19 protein-coding genes are annotated in these 20,946 nt (G+C 53.0%); 2 read left to right on the top strand and 17 right to left on the bottom strand.

Features of this window, described 5'->3' with window-relative positions:
- Positions 1 to 3: 3 nt before the first annotated feature.
- The 16 genes from NST84_RS04725 to NST84_RS04650 form a co-directional block, all read right to left on the bottom strand.
- Positions 4 to 1,104 (bottom strand): glycosyltransferase, encoded by a 1,101-nt coding sequence (locus NST84_RS04725; RefSeq protein WP_342564486.1) that lies wholly within the window; start codon positions 1,102 to 1,104, stop codon positions 4 to 6.
- 45 nt (positions 1,105 to 1,149) lie between these two features.
- The gene (locus NST84_RS04720; RefSeq protein WP_342564485.1) at positions 1,150 to 2,289 is read right to left on the bottom strand and encodes a glycosyltransferase family 4 protein; all 1,140 of its coding nucleotides are present in this window, start codon (positions 2,287 to 2,289) and stop codon (positions 1,150 to 1,152) included.
- Positions 2,283 to 3,476, bottom strand: a complete 1,194-nt coding sequence (locus tag NST84_RS04715) for a glycosyltransferase family 4 protein (RefSeq protein ID WP_342564484.1) — start codon at positions 3,474 to 3,476, stop codon at positions 2,283 to 2,285. Before NST84_RS04715 ends, NST84_RS04720 begins: the two co-directional genes overlap by 7 nt.
- Positions 3,463 to 4,317 (bottom strand): glycosyltransferase family 2 protein, encoded by an 855-nt coding sequence (locus NST84_RS04710; RefSeq protein WP_342564483.1) that lies wholly within the window; start codon positions 4,315 to 4,317, stop codon positions 3,463 to 3,465. The genes NST84_RS04715 and NST84_RS04710 overlap by 14 nt, the downstream gene beginning before the upstream one ends.
- Positions 4,318 to 4,335: 18 nt before the next feature.
- Positions 4,336 to 5,721 (bottom strand): oligosaccharide flippase family protein, encoded by a 1,386-nt coding sequence (locus NST84_RS04705; protein ID WP_342564482.1) that lies wholly within the window; start codon positions 5,719 to 5,721, stop codon positions 4,336 to 4,338.
- Positions 5,687 to 7,180 (bottom strand): O-antigen ligase family protein, encoded by a 1,494-nt coding sequence (locus tag NST84_RS04700; RefSeq protein ID WP_342564481.1) that lies wholly within the window; start codon positions 7,178 to 7,180, stop codon positions 5,687 to 5,689. The genes NST84_RS04705 and NST84_RS04700 overlap by 35 nt, the downstream gene beginning before the upstream one ends.
- Positions 7,181 to 7,212: 32 nt before the next feature.
- Positions 7,213 to 7,986, bottom strand: coding sequence for a WecB/TagA/CpsF family glycosyltransferase (locus NST84_RS04695; protein ID WP_342564480.1), 774 nt, complete (start codon positions 7,984 to 7,986; stop codon positions 7,213 to 7,215).
- A complete protein-coding gene (locus tag NST84_RS04690) occupies positions 7,983 to 9,329 on the bottom strand; it encodes an O-antigen ligase family protein (RefSeq protein ID WP_342564479.1) in 1,347 nt (448 codons plus the stop codon). Before NST84_RS04690 ends, NST84_RS04695 begins: the two co-directional genes overlap by 4 nt.
- Positions 9,330 to 9,338: 9 nt before the next feature.
- Positions 9,339 to 10,274, bottom strand: coding sequence for a glycosyltransferase (locus NST84_RS04685; protein ID WP_342564478.1), 936 nt, complete (start codon positions 10,272 to 10,274; stop codon positions 9,339 to 9,341).
- Positions 10,275 to 10,299: 25 nt separating this feature from the next.
- Positions 10,300 to 10,992: a sugar transferase gene (locus NST84_RS04680; RefSeq protein ID WP_342564477.1), complete on the bottom strand. Its 693-nt coding sequence runs from the start codon at positions 10,990 to 10,992 to the stop codon at positions 10,300 to 10,302.
- A 91-nt stretch (positions 10,993 to 11,083) separates the two neighbouring features.
- Positions 11,084 to 11,977 carry a UTP--glucose-1-phosphate uridylyltransferase GalU gene (galU, locus tag NST84_RS04675; RefSeq protein WP_342564476.1) on the bottom strand — a complete coding sequence of 298 codons (894 nt, stop codon included), beginning with the start codon at positions 11,975 to 11,977 and terminating at the stop codon, positions 11,084 to 11,086.
- A 48-nt stretch (positions 11,978 to 12,025) separates the two neighbouring features.
- Complete coding sequence (locus NST84_RS04670) at positions 12,026 to 12,667, bottom strand: CpsD/CapB family tyrosine-protein kinase (protein ID WP_342564475.1); 642 nt, start codon at positions 12,665 to 12,667, stop codon at positions 12,026 to 12,028.
- Entirely contained in the window at positions 12,651 to 13,391 is a 741-nt protein-coding gene (locus tag NST84_RS04665; protein ID WP_342564474.1) for a Wzz/FepE/Etk N-terminal domain-containing protein, read from the bottom strand. Before NST84_RS04665 ends, NST84_RS04670 begins: the two co-directional genes overlap by 17 nt.
- A 357-nt stretch (positions 13,392 to 13,748) precedes the next feature.
- A complete protein-coding gene (locus NST84_RS04660; protein WP_342564473.1) occupies positions 13,749 to 14,384 on the bottom strand; it encodes a response regulator transcription factor in 636 nt (211 codons plus the stop codon).
- A gap of 23 nt (positions 14,385 to 14,407) precedes the next feature.
- On the bottom strand, positions 14,408 to 15,853 hold the full coding sequence (locus NST84_RS04655) for an ATP-binding protein (protein WP_342564472.1): 1,446 nt from the start codon (positions 15,851 to 15,853) through the stop codon (positions 14,408 to 14,410).
- A 789-nt stretch (positions 15,854 to 16,642) separates the two neighbouring features.
- Entirely contained in the window at positions 16,643 to 17,500 is an 858-nt protein-coding gene (locus tag NST84_RS04650) for an AraC family transcriptional regulator (protein ID WP_342564471.1), read from the bottom strand.
- A gap of 83 nt (positions 17,501 to 17,583) precedes the next feature.
- Here NST84_RS04650 and NST84_RS04645 point away from each other — a divergent pair, with 83 nt between their 5' ends.
- Positions 17,584 to 19,527 (top strand): family 20 glycosylhydrolase, encoded by a 1,944-nt coding sequence (locus NST84_RS04645; protein WP_342564470.1) that lies wholly within the window; start codon positions 17,584 to 17,586, stop codon positions 19,525 to 19,527.
- A gap of 44 nt (positions 19,528 to 19,571) precedes the next feature.
- Here the strand turns inward: NST84_RS04645 and NST84_RS04640 are convergent, their stop codons facing one another.
- Positions 19,572 to 19,883 carry a hypothetical protein gene (locus tag NST84_RS04640; protein WP_342564469.1) on the bottom strand — a complete coding sequence of 104 codons (312 nt, stop codon included), beginning with the start codon at positions 19,881 to 19,883 and terminating at the stop codon, positions 19,572 to 19,574.
- Positions 19,884 to 19,997: 114 nt separating this feature from the next.
- Here NST84_RS04640 and NST84_RS04635 point away from each other — a divergent pair, with 114 nt between their 5' ends.
- On the top strand, positions 19,998 to 20,939 hold the full coding sequence (locus NST84_RS04635) for a hypothetical protein (RefSeq protein WP_342564468.1): 942 nt from the start codon (positions 19,998 to 20,000) through the stop codon (positions 20,937 to 20,939).
- Positions 20,940 to 20,946: the final 7 nt, after the last annotated feature.

Genomic DNA, 20,946 nt, shown 5'->3' with positions numbered 1-20,946 from the left:
CAATCATCCTCCTTTAAGGAAATTAACGTAGGCTTGCTCTACATACTGCTTGAACTGCACCATAAACGCCTGTTCGTCGAACTTGCGGGCATGCCCCATAATCCGGCTGATATCCCATGCGTAGGACTCCACTTCGTTTATGGCCTTCAGTAAATCGTCAACTTCCTGATGCTGGAAAAATACGCCGTTCACATAAGGTACGATCGTATCCAGCGCTCCTCCGGCCTGGTAGGCAATAACCGGTCTTCCCGCAGCATTCGCCTCCAGCGGCGTAATGCCGAAATCCTCTTCGCCCGGGAAAATAAAGGCCCGGCACTGTGACATCAGCCCCGTTACCTCGGCATCCTCCAGCCGGCCCAGGAACGATACGTTGCCTTTGGCCATGCCTTCCAGACGCTTGCGGTCCGGCCCGTCTCCAACAATGAACAGCTTCAGCCCGTTCCGGTTAAAAGCCTCTACCGCGAGATCGATCCGCTTGTAGGATACAAGCCGCGAGACGATCAGATAGTAGTCACCGATTGATTTTGAGCTGGTGAAGCGTGCCGTATTAATCGGCGGGAAAATAATATCCGCATCGCGGTGATAATAATTCTGGATCCGCGTCTTCACGACGGATGAGTTGGCTACGAACTGATTAACATTTTTACTCGTCCGCTGATCCCAGGTCTTGAGCCGCTGCATGTAGACCTTCAGCAGTCTTTTGAACAGACCGGAATTGGTTTGCCGCTCCATATACGTGTCATAGTCCCAGGCAAAGCGCATCGGCGTATGGCAGTAGCAGAGATGGAACGTCGATTCGGGTACCTGAATGCTTTTCATAAAAGCGCTGCTTGAGCTCAGGACGATATCGTACCCGCGAAAATCAAGATCACGGATGGCCATGGGATATAGCGGCAGCACCCCTTTAAAATTGGTCTTCACTCCCGGAATTTTCTGCAGCCAGGAGGCCCTAATGTCCGCGTCTTTGAGGTTGTCGGTCAATCGGCTTCCGTTAAACACGGTTGTGAAGATCGGAGCCTCCGGATACATGTGGTGGAATACTTCCACTACTCTTTCCGCCCCGCCCATTTGGATTAAGTAATCGTGCGCTATCGCAATTTTCATGTAAATCATCCTCAAAGTTTTATGGAGCCGCATCATCAAGCAAGATCAGGTTGCCGCCAGAAGACCTTTGTAGTAGTCAACAATGTCCTTGACAGTGTTCTCGATGACAAAATGCTCTTTCACCCGTTTCGTTCCGTTCTCCGCCATCATTCTGCGCTCTTCAGGATGCTCCAGCATCCATGTAATGGATTCTGCGAGTACCCCTGCGTCCCCGGGCTGGATCAGCATTCCGGTTACACCCGGCACTACGATCTCCACCGGACCGCCTTCATTGGAGGCAATAACCGGCAGTCCGGCTGCCATGCCTTCAACAATAACCTGGCCGAACGGCTCAGGCGTAACCGACGTATGAATCAGCAGGTCGGCTTTTTGCATTAGTCCCTGTATGTCATCCACATGGCCCAGCAGGCTGACATTCGTCAGATCATTCTGCCGGATCGTCTGGATTAATTCCTGTTTGTATGCCTCTTCTCCGAACAGCGCATCACCGGCCAGCCAGAATTTCACTCTGCTGTCCTGCTTGAAGGCTTTGGCCGCCTCCAGTACGACATGCTGGCCTTTCCAGTGTGCCAGCCGTCCGACCAGCAGTACGTTGAAATCCTTCTGGTCCTGCCTGCGGACGCCCTCGCTAATTGCCTTGGCGAATGCGGAGTAGACAACGAGTGTCTTTTTCGTCCGCGGCAGCTCCAGGGCACTCAGCGTAGAGTGCGAATTAGCGATGACCCCGTTCGGCAGCATGCGCGACATCGTGCGGATGGCCTTGGCGACTACCGGCTTCAGGTACGGGGCACCGATGTGGTCCCGGATATGCCAGATCAGCGGCACGCCCGCTTTTTTGGCGGCAACTGCGCCATAAAACGCTGATTTCAGCGAGTTGGTATGCACGCAGTCCACCTTCTCCTGCTTCAGCAGGGGAGCCAGCTTACTGCCGTAAGCCAGCAGCTTGACGGCTGCAGCCGGAGCACCGAGGTTGACGGCATTACGGCCGCGGCTGCGGATACTCTCATCCAGCGGAATCACGCGGACATCAATACCCTTTTCACGCAGCCGTTCGGCAAGCGTACCTTCTTCGGCAAGAATGACAAGCGGCTCCACATTTTCTCCGATATTGGTGAGGATATTGAATAAGGCTACCTCTCCTCCGCTCCATTTGGCGGTGTGGTCAATATAGGCGACTTTTAGCATCCTGCAGCCACACCCTTTCCCAAAGTCTCCAGAAATACCGATTCAACCTGATCCCCGACATGCTGCCAGGTGTACTTCTCAAGTACATGGCCGCGGCATTCTTCACGGGTCGGCAGCAGCTTGCGGTTGCTGAGCATATGAATCATGCCCTCCGCCATATCCCCGCTGGCCGCACTCTTGAACAGCAGCTCCGGCCGGAAGCCCTGGAGAATCTCCTTGTTGCCGCCTACCGGGGTAGCCATAACCGGAAGTCCGGAGGCCAGCGCCTCAACGGTGATCAGCCCGAAGCCTTCCAGCGCCTGTGAAGGAACCACGAACATGTCAGCGGCCTGATAATAAGAAGCCAGCTCATGATCAGGAATATATCCGAGCAGCCGGACCTTGTTGCCAAGGCCGTAATCGGCGATTTTTTCTTCCAGCTCGCCGCGCAGCGGGCCTTTGCCCCCGATCAGCAGGATCGCATTCGGGAAGCGCTCCGACACCTGCTTCCAGGCATCCAGCAGCTGTAGCAGTCCCATACGGTTCATCAGCCGCCGTACGGTCAGTACGGTAGTTGCGCCCTCCGGCAGATTCAGTGTCCGCCGTACCGCCAGCCGGTTGTTCGCCGGAACAAAGCGTTCGATATTGGCCGCTCCCGGAATCACGACAATCTTGTGCAGCGGTACTCCGTGCAGCTGATGCAGTGTGTCGCGGAAGTACTCGCTAAGGACGATAAATTTATCTGCCAGCTTGTAGGCTTTGCGTTCAATGGACTTGGCGATGGTCGTCTTGACCCGGTGCTTGATGCCCTGGCCCTCGATCTTCATCTCTTCATTCCAGGGACCGTGGAAGGTCATGATGACCGGAATCCCCCGCTTCTTTGCCTCAATCGCCGGCCCGACGCCGTAGGGGGCAAAGTGCGAGTACAGGATGTCGATGCGTCCGCTGCCGCTGCCCATCAGATCTGCCGCTTTACGCTGGAAGGCATCCCTGCGCTTCCAGATCGTCTCCTTGGGATCGCCCGCATTATGGATGATCAGATCCTTGGGAGTCGGCGGTGTCTCCTGGCTGCAGATCAGCGCATGCACCTGGTTGCGTGTAGAGAGCTGCTCGCAGACAGATTTGAAATACGTGTTGAGCCCGCCGGGCTGCAGCGATGGCCAGCTGAGGCCGGTCGTCATAATGTTCAGTCCGTCACTGTACGGCATAGCTTCTCTCCCCCTTCTTCCCTTTCTCCGCCTGACCCTGCGCATTATGCCGGGCCAGCCTGCCGGAGCTGGTTAATTCGTAAAGCTTGAAGCCGACCATGAATTCATACATCACCCAGAATACGGATACCGCAAATCCGGAAATGCCTTTCTTGAACAGGCCATGCAGGAAGTATTTCTGCAGGAAGCGTGCCGGCGGCCGCAGCAGCAGGTTTCTCAGCTTGAACGGCCTGCCTTTCTCGAATGCAGCCTGTGCTTCCAGATCGGTGTATTTGTTGAAGCGGGCCACATGGTCATTGATGCTGCGGAAGCCCTGGTGCCAGAGCACACCGTTCAAGCGGACCGTCCGCTCCTCCTCAACCTCGGGCATCTCATGCACAAGGGAGTTGCGGATGCCATACTCCTTACGGTTGTACAGGCGGACCAGGTACTCCCCTTTGTCCAGCCATCTGCCCAGGAAATCACCGATCCGGTAAAGCGAGAAGGCTACCCCCCGGTCTGTCAGACCCGGCTTGCGCTGCAGAATATCCTGTGCCAGTTCATCGCTGACCACTTCGTCGGTATCAATCAGGAAGACCCAATCATGGACGGCGCGTTCCACTCCGAATTCTCTTTGTTTGGCATATCCGGGCCATGGGTTGACGTATACCCGGCAGCCGAGGCTTTCGGCCAGCTGCACCGTCCCGTCCTTGCTTCCTCCGTCGATTACAACTACCTCGTCGGCGAAGGGCCGGCAGGACTGAATTGCTTTGGATATGCGAACTTCGTCATCCTGAGCAATGATGACAACCGAAATCGGGTAACTGCCCGGGCTGCCAAGCACGCTTGTTACTGAATCCATGAAGGTTTCCTCCTTTACTTAACTGCTGGTATCCGCCGGTTTCTTGCGGATGTAAGAATTCATCGTTGTCTTCATCCATTGGATGTCTTCCCTGCTGATCAGCAGGCGGGGAAGCTTCACTTTCAGGTTGTATCTGATATTAAGAATAATGAACAGGAAGCGCAGTATGGCCGATGACAGCATCGCCACACCTGCTCCGAACAATCCGAACCTTGGCACCAGCAGGAAGAGCATCGGGATGACTAGAAGCAGTCCCACGCCCTGCAGGATGGAGACAAATTTCGGTTTGCCGAGCGCCATAAAGGCCTGAGCCAGAATCAGGGTGCCTCCGCTGATTGTTACCTCCAGCAGCAGCAAGCGGAACACCGTCAGCGCCGTGTTGAAATCCTTGCCGTACAGCAGCGGGATGACTAATGGGGCAACCAGCATCAGGAACAGCGCGCCGAGCAGGGTGCAGGTGGTGCTGATCCGGAAAGCCTTGAAGGTCAGCGAGATTGCTTCATCTTTCGAAAGCTCGGAGGCTTTCGGGAACAGCACCACAGTAATCGAATTCGAGAAAAAGTTGACCATTCTGGACAAGCTGACTGCTACTGCATACAGCCCCAGATCAGCAGGCCGCAGCAGGCCGGCAATAATGATCTGGTCAATGTATGTAGAGAACTGGCCGAGCAGGTCATTACCGTAAGAACCCAGCCCGTAGGTGAACAGTCTTTTGAAATTACGGTAAGTGTCCCTCATCTTGACTCTGTAGGTACGCAGCAGCAGCAGCGTCATCCAGATAAAGAGCGGAACGGACGGAACCAGATAAGCCAGTGCAGTGGTATAGGGATTCATGCTGCCGGTAAGAATCAGAATCCCGATGGCCGCCAGCGTCAGAAGCGGAACCAGATACCGTTGCCAGTTGAAGGTTTTGTAATCGCCTCTGAACTGGAAGGCCGCATTGTTGATCTGTGAGACCACAATCAGCGGACACAGGACCATTGAGCATTGGGCGAACAATACAACCTCAGAGCTGAAGGAATCCAGCCAGTACGGCAAAACGAAAATCCCTACAATCATCGCCGTGATCCCGAAGAAGAGGCCGATCAGCAGCGCCACCCGGTACAGCACTCCGGCTTCATCGGGGTTCTTCTTGGCGTTGTAGATCAGCGCCGACGGAATCCCGAAGCTCATACTGAATGCCAGAAACTGTGACCAGTTCACCATCGCCGTCTGTTCCCCGCGGCCGGTCGGCCCGAGGTAGCGGGCGGTCAGCACACCGGTCAGCATATTGACTAGCAGGATCAGTATGCTGACCATCATGGTTTTGACTGCCGCCGAGCTGTTGTTCTTGCTCTTGGTAAACCGTTTGAGCGAGGACAGGACCGTGCTAGTGGGAAGTGATTTGGCGTTCGACTGCTGCATGCGGTGTTCCCTTCTTTCTGCTTTCAATAATCTCTTTGGCACCGAGGCCCAGGCCGATCAGCATCCAGATCAGATATCCCTTGAGTCCCGGGAAGCCGTTATCGGACAGCAGGCTGACTACCGCTCCTGTCCAGGCCGCCAGTGAAAGCCTGGCGTAAGGCTGAAGACTGTCCTTGCTTGTGACTCTGACGGCAATTTCCTTGATAACTGCGCCAAGGGCTCCGAAGAAGAACAAAGCTCCCAGTACTCCGAAGGTAAGCAGCAATGCGATAAACCCGTTATCCATGTTGCCGTACTCGCCAAGCTCTCCTCCGTTACCCAGCTTGGTACTCTGCCCTACACTGCCGATCCCCTGGCCGACTGGATTCGAGGCTACCAGCGGCACCATGTTCTGCCAGAGGGCAAGACGTTCATTGTAGGAGTGATCCTCCTGAACCGAGGTCAGTGTCTCCATCCGTGCGACCAGTCCTTCTGCTCCCGGAAGCTTGGGAACGATCCAGAACAGTGCGGCGGCGACAAATCCCAGCTGAAGCAGCGTCTTCCACTTCCCTTTCGACGGGGAGGAGGCGATGTAGACCAGCAGCATCACAAGCAGTACCAGCCAGGCCGAGCGTACCAGTGTGGTCAGCAGACAGATTACGACGAGCATTACGCCGATCCAGCGCAGCGTGCCCTGCCATTTCCGCTCAAGGATCATCGGCACCAGGGCGAATACCAGGAAGGTGGCGGCCGGTCCGGGTGAATTCAGCGTGGAGAACACCCGGACCTCCAATGGATACGGTGTGCCAATCGAGATCATATCCGCATTGCGCATCCAGAACGCATCCCATGGCGGAACGGTCAGATACTGGATGATACCGTAGATGGCTACCAGCACTGCAATGTTGGCAAAAGCGTACAGCAGCCGGTCAATATCCTTCGGCGTGAACCGGGTAACCGCAAAGAACGGAATCAGCAGCAGCGGTACGATGTAGTTCGCCAGATCGTACACCGAGCCCATGCCGTTCTTGGCCAGGCCGATCATTGCGCCGTAAGCCAGCGCCACCGAGAACAGCAGGATAATCCGGGATGACGATTTGCGGATCCTGTGAATCTCGCGCAGCACCGGGATGGCAAGGGTTGCACCCGTCAGCAGCGGCGCCAGGCTGAGCAGCGATACGGAATGGTACACCCCTTCCGACCAGTCAGCGATCCGCCGCAGCTCCGGAGCCACTGCCCAGATGAGCAGCGTATAGGCAATCAGCTGTTTGGGCTTCAGCAGCGCCAGCAGGAAGGCGGGAAAGAGCAGCCCTGCCAGAATGGCTCCCTGCAGACTGTCGGAGGCACTAAGCTGTGCACTGGCGAACCCGATCAGCAGCGGGAGGCCAAGACATATAGCGCAGATCAGCACTGCAACCGCTCCGGATTTCATCGTGTTCAGGGATGGCAGTGATATACTGCCCTCATTCTGCTCTGTCATCTTTGTTCCCCACCTCCTGCCGGCAACTGTTATTATTCAAGGCTTCTGCCCTTCACTCTGTCTTTCTTGCGCAGCTCCTTGAGCAGCAGAACCAGGAATTGGGCATCATCCACAAGATATCTCTTCCAGAGCCGCCCCGGCTCCTGGCTTAGCCGCCAGAACCATTCAAGCCCTGTCTTCTGCATAAAGTCCGGCGCCCGCTTCACGGAACCGGAGAGAAAATCGAAGGTTGCGCCGACACCGATCGAAATCGGTGCCTGATACGAGGTGTAATGGCGGTAGATCCATTTCTCCTGCTTCGGTGCGCCCACGCCGACGAATACAATGTCCGGCTGGCTGTCTGTCAGCATCTTGATGATGTGCCGGTTCTCCTCCTCGTTATGCTCAAAGCCGTAGGAGGGTGAATAGCAGCCGACAACGTTGATTCCCGGAAAAGCCGCCTTCAGATTCATCGTCGCCTTTTCCGGTATGCCTTCTGCCGAGCCGAGGAAGAACAGCCGGTACTTCCTTTGCTCAAAGGCATTGCCCAGACGGCTGAAGAGATCGGAGCCGGATACCTTCTGCTTGAGCGGCTTGCCAAGCATTTTGGAAGCCCAGATCAGCGGCATCCCGTCTGCAACGACTGCGCCCGCTTCTGAATAAACGGCCTGAAATTCTTTGTCCTTGCGAAGCTTGATTACATGATCGACATTGCAGGTCAGGATGTAGGACTGGTTCCTTTCCTGAATGGTTTTGTCGATGTAATCAAGCAAATCCATGAAATCATAGTTATTAAAGTTAACATCGAACATATTCACTTGATTCATCGTATCACTTCTTTTTGTGGGGAATCGGTTGGCTGTGAAGATCGATACAGGCAGTTCAGGTACCAACAGAACGGAATAATGAATTGGACCGTCGACAGCGTGTTATCTGAAAAGGAATATACGAGAAACGCTGCAATCAAGAGAGCATAATAAGGTCTGACCCGCGGCGCCAAAGCTCTGTAAACCATAAGAAACACAGCCAGTAAGGAAAGCAGCAGCAGAATGGCGCCGATATACCCTCCATCGTAGTAAAACCGGATGTACTCGTTATGCGGAACAACAAATCCGTAATAGAGCGTACCGTCATTGGCTACAGTGGCTGATCCAAGTCCCCGGCCCGCCCAAGGCGAACCGGATGCCTTGTTCAGGAAGAATTCCCAGGCCTCCGTCCGGCCCGACAGGTCAATCCCCGTCTCCGTAGTCCGCTCGAATGAGCGTTTTCTGAGATTGTCCAGCTGCAGATATACTGCGCCTGCGAGTACAATCCCCCCGCCAAGCAGCGGGATCAGATACTGTGATTTGCCTTTTAAATACTGCCGTGAGATGTCGAAGAAATAATAGAGAACCATAGGTACGAGTGCCAGCATCGGCCCTCTCGTTCCTGTTCCGACCAGAATCAGAAAGTTCAGGCCCAGCAAGGTGTAGAATAAGCGGGAATGCTGCTGGCTGCGCTTGATCTCGATAAAGCAGATCGCTACGCCCATAAAGGCCAGCATCGCCAGATGCGGTGCAATGTTAGCACCTTGCAGCCGTACAGCACCTGTGAATTCTATGGCGAGAAGGGAATGCATGCCCGCTATCTGCAGCAGGATCCCGATCCCTACACTGATTACAGGCAGCATCGCGAGGATGCGGATCTGCTTGTCGGCAACCTCCTTCTTCCAGTTGATCAGGAGGAATACGAAGGGGAGCGACAGTCCGATAAAAGCTTTTACCGCAATGGATGAGCTCATCTCCGGCAGCCAGATGGAGAAGCCGAAGGTGATAATCACCAGGATGAACATCGCGAGCAAGGGAGCACTCAGCTTGAACCTCAGTCCGTTCACCAGAATACAGGGTACCAGCAGCATCAGGATCATCAGCTTGTAGAGCGAGAGAATTTCGATACCGAACATGCTGCCGCTGAACAGGAAGTTGATCGAGACCGCTGTGGTCAGCAGTACGAAGTAACTGATTACATCGGGTCGTGAGATGGAGACAGTAAGTATAATAATCAAGAGTACGGCCGCTACCGCAAATACCGGCTGGTAAATAACCGCGGTCCCCAGAAACAGTGCGGACACAAGGTAGAGCATTCCGTATGGTAAAGCGTTTAGTTTAGTGCCCCACTCAAAATTAGTCATCGTCTACCCTCACCCCGCTGCAGATTCCCTTTTCCGGTTCCAAAACATATGAAGCGTCCCGCGAATGCTTTCCAGCCGGCATCTGTTCAGCAGCTTTTTACCCTGGCTTCTGGAGAAGACGGAGTCGGCCATAACATACACTATTTTGGCGGCCGTCTTGCCCAACAGCAGCAGATTGCCCTTCAGTCCTTCGCTTTTCATGGCGTTGGAGATGCCCTGGCTGTAATACCTTTTCATAATCCAGTCTTCGGTCAGGCGCCCTGCCGCCACGAAATGGTCAACGGCCATCTGCGGATGATAAAGGATCGTGTGTCCTTGTCTCTCCAGCTGTCCGAAGAGCCACGTTTCTTCACCGGAGATCAGGGAGTCACCCTTTCTTCCAAGATCCAGCGGGAACAGGCTGATATCGAATGCCGGCTTGCGCATCGCCATGTTGGCTCCGCACGGATGCAGCCGTTTCGGATATTCCTTGACCTTATTTCCCAGATCCACGATCGTGTACGGCAGCTCGAACGGCTTGATCAGCCAGTCCGGACGCTTGCTTTCGAAGATCGGGGCAACCTTGCCGCCCATGGCCATCACTTCCGGCCGTTCGTCAAAGGTGCTGATTATTGTTGTAATCCAATTCCGGCAAGGTATCGCATCGTCATCGAGGAAAGCGATGATCTGCGATTTGGAAGCCAGAATTCCTGTATTCCGGGCCGCCGACAATCCCTGTACCGGCTCCAGAAGATAACGGATATCCATTTCTGCACCATGACTTCTGATGAAATCCCTGATCGCTGCTGCTGTATCATCCGGTGAGTTGTTGTCTACCACGATGATTTCAGCCTGATGCAGATTTTCAAGTCCGGTCAGCGACTGAAGGGTTTTAACCAGCAGAGCCGACCTGTTGTAGGTGCAGATAATAATGGAAACCTTAGGGATGTCTCCGTACTCAGTCATCGGCAATCACCCAATTCCCATATTTTTAATAAGCATCCTTGGAACCGAGCAGCATCAGGCCGGTTTTAAAAATAATCTTAAGATCCAGCATTGTGCTCCGGATATGGATATAAGTCAGATCCAGCTGCACCATTTCGTCAAAACCGACACTGTTTCTGGCATTTACCTGCCAGTATCCGGTGCAGCCCGGCGTAACCAGCAGCCGCTGCTTGTCGTAATCCGTATACTGCGCCACCTCTTCAACGAGCGGAGGACGGGGACCGACCAGACTCATATGGCCCATCAGCACGTTCCAGAGCTGAGGCAGTTCATCAATGCTCGTCTTGCGGATGAATCTTCCGATCCGGGTGATGCGGGGATCATTTTTGATTTTGAACATCGCCCCGCTCACTTCGTTGTAAGCCATAAGACTTTCTTTCAGCTCCTCGGCATTGGACACCATGGATCTGAATTTATACATTGGAAACTGCACTTCGTCTTTGCCAACCCGGTTCTGCCGGAAGAACACCTTGCCTTTGGGATCCTCCAGCTTGATCAGGATGGCCACAAGAGCGAAGAGCGGCAGCAGTACGAGAAGACCAAGGGCGGAGAAAAGAATATCAATGATCCGCTTCATTACCAGATAGGAATCCATCCCTTTGCTTCCTTCTTTGGCATGCAGCATGTAAAGTTTCGGCAGGACGGCCTCGTAGTCTTCCGGCAGTTTTTGCATGCTCATTTTCTCCTCATTCCTCCTAAAAGTTTTGTTAGCGATACTTCCTTGATTCACTTCGTACAAAACTCACTTCGAAAGCATTTGCCTAGTTTTGTTAGCTGCTGATTGTGGTTTGTCCGGCTTTGCTGAGCCATTCTGCCATTGCATCCATTACCGGGTAGCGGAGATCATCGTTCTGGAGGGCAAATTCCAGTGTAGTCAGAATGTAGCCAAGACGTTCACCGACATCGTATCTGGTTCCGTCGAAGTTATAGGCGTATACCCGTTCGCTCTGGTTCAGCTTCTGGATGGCATCGGTCAGCTGGATTTCGCCGCCGGCACCTTTTTCCTGCAGATCAAGATACTTAAAGATTTTTGGCGTAAAGACGTAACGACCCATGATGGCCAGGTTGGAAGGGGCTGTGCCCAGCGGCGGTTTTTCCACAAAGTTGTTAACCCGGTAGAGCCGTCCGTCCTGCAGATCCGGTTCGATAATCCCGTAACGGTTAGTGAATTCATCCGGAATTTCCTGCACTCCGATTACCGAGTTCTGCGTTTCCTCGTACTGGTCGATCAGCTGTTTTAGGCAAGGCGTGTTGCCTGTTACGATGTCATCCCCGAGCATAACGCCGAAAGGCTCGTCTCCGATAAAGCGCCGTGCACACCATACGGCATGCCCCAGGCCCATTGCTTCTTTTTGCCGGATATAGTGGATTTCCACCTTGGCGGAACGCTGAACCTCTTTGAGCAGCTCCAGCTTTCCATCCTCCAGCAGTCTGGATTCCAGCTCGAACGCATTGTCAAAGTGATCCTCGATCGCCCGCTTGCCCTTACCGGTAACGATGATAATGTCCTCAATGCCGGAAGCGATAGCTTCTTCCACGATATACTGGATGGTCGGCTTGTTGATAATCGGAAGCATTTCCTTAGGCATGGCCTTTGTCGCAGGAAGGAAGCGCGTTCCTAACCCAGCTGCAGGTATAATTACCTTCTTTACCTTTTTCATCATCGCACTTACCTCCTGATCGTTATGTGTAGGATTTTGAAACTTGGGACTTTATCTGGCCTGATTCATGGCGATGCCGAGAATATTCGAACCGCTCTGTTCAAGCAGCCCTTTCACCTTGCGGACCGCTTCGCGTTTCGTTTTGCCGTGTCTGGCCACCAGGATCACTCCGTCAGAGAGCGGGGCCAGAATACGGGCATCACTGAATTCAACGGCCGGAGGAGTGTCCAGCAGGATGAGATCGAAGCTGTCTTTGAGCTCATCCAGCAGTGCGCCCATTTTGTCATTGCCGAGGAGATCCGGCGGACTGATGCGGGTCTTGCCAGCAGGGATAACTGCCAGGTTAGCCAGATTGCCGTATACGGCGATATCCTTCGCTGCCTCCTGGCCGCTCAGGTAAGCAGCCAGCCCTTCGCTGCCTTCTACTTCAAACACAGAATGCAATCCCGGATGGCGCAGGTTACAGTCAACCACCGCCACCTTCTTGCCGTCCTGTACAAAGGATACGGCGAGATTGGACAGCACCGTCGTCTTGCCCTCACCGCTTTCAGCAGAGGTGAACAGCAGCACCTTGCCGCTGTCTCCCCCCGTCAGCCCGAGCTGCCGGATATAAGTACGGAGCGAGCGGAAGGATTCGGAGATATGCGAGGACGGATTCAAGTCTGCAATCAAGCTTCTATTCAGCCGTAACATAAGTACCCTCCCCTACTCTTGCATTGGCGCTGCCGGCATTGCCTAAATCACGTTTACGGATAACCGGGATGCTGGCAATGACCGGCAGTCCGACATCGAATTCTGCTTCCTTCTCGGAACGGAGTGTTCCATTCAGCGTTTCCAGCAGCAGAATGATTCCGATCGCAGCCATCAGTGAAATGACAAAGCTGATAATCAGGTTCATGGCGACACCGCCATTGGATGGAGCAGGAAGATTGGCTGGATCGGCCGGGGTCAGGAAGGTAACATTGTCCAGCATCATAAGTGACGGCAGGCTGCGAATGAAGCCTTGCGAAACCGCATTTACGATGTTGGCAGCCTTGCTGTAGCTTTCATCCTCTACACTCAGGTTAATGACTGAGCTTTTCTCGGAGGATCTTACCTGCAGCTTCGCGGCCAGCTGTTCTTCCGTCAGGCCAAACTCGGGATGATCGGCCACGACACCGCTCAGGATTGCGGGGGACTTCATAATTTCCTTGTAGCTCTCGATGAGGTTCAGGCTGAAGTTCAAGTTGTTGAGATTGTTGCTCTCGGGTACATTTGCGGTGTTGTTGACCAGCAGCTGTCCGGAGGCGGAGTAGACGGGTGTAACGAAGTTCTTGCTGACATAGAAGGTGGTGGCACAGGAGATTAATACAAAAATCGTGATCAGCCAGAGCCTCTTCTTAATCAGGTTAATGTAATCTAAAATCGTCTTTTCCACAGTAACCCTCCTTCCGCATTCATTACGTTCTGAAAGCATTCATGAAAGTTTCAGATATCTTGTGTCTTATTCTATCAATCTGTACGGGTTATCACATGGCTCCTCCCATTACTTTAATGTTCACTTTCGTGTGAGTGAATTTGGTGCCTAAGCGGGGCAGAATGGTATACTTTAGTACCATATGACCGGAAAAACCTCTCCGGCAGATGAGAGAAAACCCGACGGCTGGCGTTTTCCCCTCTTTTAAACCCTTGAAATACAGTACATCCCGTGTCAGTTTCAGGAAAAGTGTACATAAAAAAAACACGGACATTCCTGTCCGTGCTCTGCCGCCTATATGAATATTAAAAAGTGCTGTTAATCATAAGACATTTCATATTTCGTCAGTCCGACTGCATTGGCATACAGCGCCGCCTGTGTACGATCGGCTACCTGCAGCTTCGCCAGAATCTGGCTTACATGCTTTTTGACGGTAAATTCACTGATGAACAGGCGCGAAGCAATATCCTTGTTGCATGCCCCCTGGCCAAGTTCGATCAGCACTTCCTTCTCTTTCGGTGTCAATTCATCGGTAGGGCTGCTGCCGCTCATCCGCATCTTATCTTCCATCAGACCCGGATCATAATACTTGCGGCCCTTATAAACCAGCTGGATAGCGAACAGCAATTCCTCAGGCAAAGCTTCCTTCAGCACGTACCCGTCCACTAATACTTCTTCCGCTTTGAGAAAGTCCTCCCTGCTTGCTGAAGAGGTGAGCAGAATGAACTTGCTGGTTAGCCCGTGCGCCCGCGCAGCCTTGATTACATCAAGACCAGACTCGTCGGCCAGCCGCAGGTCAATCAGCACAAGATCGGGCTGTGTCTCTTCTATAACCTGAAGAGCTTCCTGGCCATTCGTTGCTTCGCCTGCAAAATGCAGATTCGGCTGCATGGAAATAACTGCCGCCAATCCTCTTCTTACTAACGGGTGATCATCAACAATGACGATATTCACTTGAATGACCTCCTGCCTAAAGTTTATGCATTCTTTAATTCAGCCACGCCGACAGGTATCGAAATTAAAATTCTGGTTCCTGCATTCTCGCTGCTGGAGATATGAAACTCTCCGCCCAACGACTGAGTCAGATACTGCATATTCTTCATGCCAAGCCCGCCGGTCGTATCTTCAGATGTAGTCCACAACAGATCCGTATCGAAACCGATACCGTCATCAGAAATAGACAGTCTGATCCATTTAGGCTTCAGAGACAGCTCAACATCCACCCGGCTGGCTGCACCATGACGTATGGCATTGCCTGTCGCTTCGGAAATAATCCGGAAGAGCGCCTTGTGGTAAGGATAAGGGAGGCTAAAGTCATCCCCCGTTATTTTGAGTTCAATTTCCACATCATTGAGCCTCGACAGGCTCTTCAGATGAGATCTGACCATCCCCAGCCAGGTTGGTCCGCCGCTCTTCTTCGAGCTGAGGCTGTAAATCGTAATCCTCAGCTCTTTGGCAACCCTGGTTGCCGAATCATGAATCAGGTCAATCTGCTCTTCAAGCTCAGAGTCGGACATCTTGCGCCAGGTCTGCTTCAGGGAATGGGTTGCGTATACGATGCCGAACAGGCTCTGCGATACGCTGTCATGCATTTCATCCGCGATCCGGTTCTGCTCATTCGTGATGATCAGCCGGTTTTCGATGACACCCAATTCATGCCGTTCCAGAATAATGGCACTTAGCTCTGACAGGAACATCAGCTGCTGAATATACCATCTGCGCCCTTCAAGTCCCTCTGAGGATTCCAGCTTCACGCCGATCATACCGACAAATCGGGTGCTCATTCTCACCGGCATCAGCAAAAAATCGCCAAGTCCCGGCATACTTTTGAACACCGGCTCACGCTGCAGCCTCCACTCGTGCTCATGCTTTTCCAGCTCTGTGAACAAGAAACGTTCTTCTTCATGCTGCCAGCCGGTCTGCCGGCTCTGCGGAGCGGGCTCACCGCTCTTTTTGGCAAACCAGAATAAGGCCTTATCCAGCTTGGTGAGCTTCACCACGTAATCTGTTATGACCTGGCCGATATTCATGAAGTCATGCTGGCTGGAGGTTTCGACGATGTGATAGAGCGATTTAATGTGCTCCATGGTTTCGTTGGTCCGCGCGTTCGCTTCTTCCCGCTGCCGCTTGATCCTGTTAACCATCTGCATTACTATAACCGCAAGCACCAGGGCTAGAAACAGGTTGCCGTTCTGAAGCAGTGCTTCAGATAACGATTTGCCTGCAGAATTCACAAATATATAACAAAATCCGGTTACAATCGCAATGTAGCTCAGCAGCAGACTCCACCCGAAATACATGGATAATGATCCTGCTGCAATCAGAACAGGGTTAAGTACATAAAGCTTAAACACACTGTCAAACCCGCCAGTAAGTAAGGTCAGTGCAATAACGCCAGCCATCTCTACGCTGACTGCCAGCATAAGAACCCGTGGTCTGGCCCGGAGCCTCCGGTAAATGATTACAAACGCTTGAGCCATTAAGAAAAGCGAGAAAATTAGTAGGGATTTATAAATGACGGAAGGCCCCGTGTGGTCCAGGAGGTACATCAGAGATGTGAGGGACAAAGAAAAATATCTGTAAAATGCTATCATTCTGTCTTCCGCGGTTGCTTTGATTTTCATCCCACCACCCTATTCTCCACCTATTTTGGAAAATGCGAGCTTATCTAAGCCTTGTTTAAAAGCATCATACATGAGAAAAATCACAATAACAAGTTTCACTATTAATTGACAACGTTTTCTTTTCAAATAAATAACATTTCGGGCTAATTTTTTTCGATTTTATTTTAATTTTATTCCATTCTCCTATAACTAGTACTACGTGTTCTTACAGAAAGTTGCGGAATGCAAAACAGCCTGTCCGTAAAACGGACAGGCTGTTACCAGCTAAACAATATCGGTTGCGGGCATCCCGGCTTAGCCGGCCCCTGTACCCTATAATGGTTGCGGCTGCTTCATATTACAAATACAAATCTGGTACCGCTGCTCACCAACGATATGATAGCCGGTGGACATGACACGGACAGTCTGATTATTGTGCTCATCAATCTTATGGAGACTACGGCAAGTAATGCAATAAAACTCTCTCATGATTTCATCTCCGGTAAACGCATAGTCAAAAAGCACTAAATAATTACTAATATTATCTAAATAATATCACCCTGTTTTTACGAGTGTCAACATAAATCAGCATAATCCGACAAAATTCTGCTACCGGGCATTGCTGCGGCAGAGCTGTGGAGAGATGCCCGTAACCTTTTTGAAAAGCCTTGAGAAATAAAACGGGTCACTGTAATGCAGCATGCCGGAAATTTCCTTGATCTGCAGGGAGGTATTCAGCAGCAGATGCTTCGCTTCCGCCATTTTCAATCTGTGAATATATTCATGCAGCGGATATCCGCTGCTCCTGCGAACCAGCCGGCGCAGGGTAGACATCGATATATGGTGCTTTGCGGCAATTCCCGGCAAATCAGGCTGAGCATAAATGCAGGCCTCCAGATCAGCGCGGATCTCCTGCAGCGCTTCATGCTGGCGGAACCGCGGATGATCCGGGATTATGCAGGAGCATTCCAGCAGCATGGCCTCCAGCCGCAGCGCCGCCCGGTCAGCATCGGCAGGAATGCCCCCGTCCATAAGATCCAGTATCTCCTCAAAGGCAGGCAGCAGCTCCTCCGGCCTCCCGGCCTGAAAGGCGCTCCCGCCTGCTATGAGTCCTGCTTCCAGCCACTCATCCGCTCTGCTTCCCGTAAAGTTGATGTAATATTCATCCCAGCTCCCGCCCGGCTGCGGTCCGAAGCTGTAGCTGCAGCCCGGGCGGAAGAAGAAGAGGCTTCCTGCACGCACCTGCTGCTGCTTCCCGCCATTCTCTGATATACTGCCGGACCCGGCCGCTATATAGACCATTGCCCAATGCCCGAATACCACTCCGCTGCGGAACAGCGTTCTGCCCGGCAGATGACCGGCCTGCCCGATCCGGATGGCGGTCAGCCGGAGCATGGAAGCATCCAGCTTAGGATCAATGATTCTGATGGGAAATGGGCTGATCATATAATCCATGACCTTGGGCATACCCTCTATTCCTCCCTTTGTTCCGGAATGTTATCGTTATTTGCAAGTGAACATATTCTACATGAATGAGAGGTGTTTATGCTATGCCTGAAAGATCCGGCCTGCAGCTTCTGCCCTGCCCGCAGATTTTTAAAGAGTCTGAGGGGCTATTCCTGATTCCGCAAAAAGGCCATATTGTTCTCCCTTCCTCTTCAGCAGAGAACCGGGATATACTGCCTGCTGCCCGCAGGCTTCAACAGGTAATCAGCCGCATTCTCCAGCTCAGCCTGTCTCTGTCGGCCGGCCGCAGCGCTTCTGTCCCGCCTGCAGCCTGCTTCTGCTACAGTCCGCTGCTGCCCGCACAGGGATATGAAATAGCTGTAGGAGCAGGTGGTATTACCCTAACTTACGGCACTGCCGAAGGCGCTTTTTATGCGGTTGCAACGCTAAAACAGATTCTGGAGCAGTGCGGCAGAGAACTGCCTTTCCTGTTCATCCGCGATCAGCCGGACTTTGCCGCCCGCGGCCTGATGCTTGATATCAGCCGCAACAAAATCCCGAAGCTTGAGACTTTGTACCAGATCGTTGATCTGATGGCTGATCTGAAGCTCAACCAGCTGCAGTTATATATAGAAGGTTCTCCCTTTGCCTACGAGTCCTTTCCGCAGGTATGGGAGCTGGAGACACCTGTTACCGGAGATGAAATCCTGCTGCTGGATGCCTACTGCCGTGAGCGGTATATTGAGCTTGTACCGAATCAGAACAGCTTCGGCCATATGGAACACTGGCTCACCCGTCCGGAATTCAATCATCTGGCGGAAATTCCCGCGGGCTTTATGCTGCCGGATAATTTGTATGACCATGATCTCTATCCGGATGGCCTGTTCATGCAGCCGGGAACCTTCCATACCGGAAACCCTGAGGTACTTGAGCTGCTGGGAACCATGTACGATGATCTCCTTCCCTACTTCACTTCCTCCCAGTTCAATGTCGGCTGTGATGAGACCTATGAGCTTGGACTCGGCAAAAGCAAAGCACTGGCTGATTCGGCAGGCAAAGGCCGGCTGTATCTGTCTTTCCTGCTGCAAATTCATAAGCTCGTAACAGCGCGCGGCAAAAAAATGCAGTTCTGGGGCGATATTATCATCCAGCATCCCGAGCTGATTCCGCAGCTCCCGAAGGATATCATTGCGATGGAATGGGGCTACAGTGCAGAGCATCCGTTCGAAGCCGATACCCGGAAATTCCGCGAGGCCCGGATCCCGTTCTACGTGTGCCCGGGAACCAGCTCCTGGAACTCTATTACCGGCCGCACCGACAATATGCTGGCCAATCTGCGCAGCGCGGCTGTCCATGGCAAAGAGAACGGAGCAATCGGCTATCTTATTACCGACTGGGGTGACTTCGGCCACTGGCAGCATCTGCCGGTCAGCTATGCCGGATACGCATACGGTGCCGCACTGGCCTGGAATGTCCGGGACAATCTGGAGGCAGATGTTGCCGGATACCTGAACCGCTCCGTCTTCCGCGACCGTTCAGGCGGGATCGGACAACTGCTGCTTGACCTCGGCAACTATTACAAGCTGGAATCCGGCGTTTCCCGTCCCAATGACTCGGAGATGTCGATGCTGCTGCGCAGCCGGTTGGACAACATGGGCATTGCCCGAAAGCTGACCCCCGTACAGCTTGACCAGCTTGAGGCCTATATTTTCGGAATCGAGAACCGTCTTGAGGCGCTGTCCCCGGGCTGCAGCGATGCCGGACTTGTCCTGCGGGAGCTGGAGAACGGCATCCGTTTTGTGAAGCATGCCGTGCAGCTGGCCCGTATCAAGCTGCAGCTGGCGGAAGAGCCCGCAGCCCTTGATCCCGCGGTCATCCGCAGACAGATCAAGGATCTTGACCTGCTGCTGCATGAATACCGCGGGCTGTGGATCTGCCGCAACCGGCCGGGCGGACTTGATCAGAGCATCAGCAGGCTGCTTCGCCTCAGGGAGGATTACACCGCCCTGCTGCAGACGCTGCCGGAGCAGACGAAGACCCTGCCCTGAATAAAAGAATGAATGAAAGGCCCGGCAGACCGGATAATTCCGGTTTAATCTGCCAGGCCTTTTCTCTCTTCAAGGAATGTCTGCCGTGCTTCCTCGTACTGGTTCACCAGCATCTCATGCTCCCTGCGCTCATGGGCTTCCCGGTCGCCGCCCGTCTGCAGACTTGCTTCATCCTCGGAAATAGTCCAGATGTCCGAGAACAGATAATCCCTTACTTCAACCACAGTTCCGCTGAGCCTGCCGCCCTGCCAGACCAGCCCGCCGGAGGTGCGGATTACGGTGCGCCCGTCAGGTGTAGCAGCCTTCTGGCCGATACGGATCTGCATCAGCATCTGCCCGAATGTAAACCATTTCATCCGCTTTATCCCCCCTTCAGATTCTAATTGAAAAAGACGTTGCTGCAGCATACAATCAGGATACCAGACAGCTATTGATTTACCGGCAATCTTATAGTGACAGGGGACAGGCTTATGGATTGGCTGAACGATTATGAACAGGAGCTTCAAGCCGTATTTCATGAATGCAGGGTCATCATTTCCGGATTCCCGGAGCCGCTGAATACACGGGGTCTGGCTTATCTTGAGCAGTTTGATGTCTTTCAGGCCCGCAGCAAAAAGAATTACATCTGCTACCTCCTCCCTTTCTGGCTACGCCGGGAGTGCGGGCTAGGTCCAAGGGAGACACACATTATGTCCTCCGGCAATGTTCTGCTGATGCTCTACTTCTTCCTGCAGGATGATCTGATGGACAACCGGCGCAGCTCTGCGGCTGAGCTGCTGCCGCTGGCCAACCTGCTGTACGCGGAATTTCTGGAGCTCTACCGCCCGCTTTTTCCTGCCGGCTCCTCCTTTTGGACCTACTTCAAACGGTATCTCTTTGAATGGTCAGACTGCGTCAGCGGCGAAAGCGCAGGCGATTATTACTATAACGACCGCAGCCGGATAGCTGGTAAAGCGGCGCCCCTCAAGCTGTCTGCCATAGCTGCTCTGCTGCTCAGCGGCATGGAATCCTCGATCGCTGCCGCGGAAACTGCTATACAGGAGGTGCTGATCACCCTGCAGCTGCTCGACGATTATGAGGATTGGGAAGAGGATCTGGCTGAAGGCAGCTATAATTGTCTGCTGGCAATGGTCCGCCGTCAGCTCCCGTCCCGGAACGCTACTGACGTTATAGAACCCGATGAAGTGAAAGCGTTTATTTATAACTTCGGCGGTCTCCGGCAGTATGCGGCCATTGCTGCAGACAATCATGAGCGGCTGCTCTCGGGAGCATTCCGTATATCCGCACTTACCGCCTTTCACCAGATGCTGGCAGACAATCTCCGGCAGATTGCCGCAGCGATTGAAGCCGAAAAAGAGCTGCTGCAGGGGGGCGGCCTGCAATATTGGCTGTCCAGGCATATGAAAAGCTAATTTTTCT

It is taken from the genome of Paenibacillus sp. FSL R7-0345 (genome assembly GCF_038595055.1).
GTDB lineage: Bacteria > Bacillota > Bacilli > Paenibacillales > Paenibacillaceae > Paenibacillus_AQ.
Note: the sequence above shows the minus strand (reverse complement) of the source record. Positions and strands in the feature narration are given on the sequence as shown.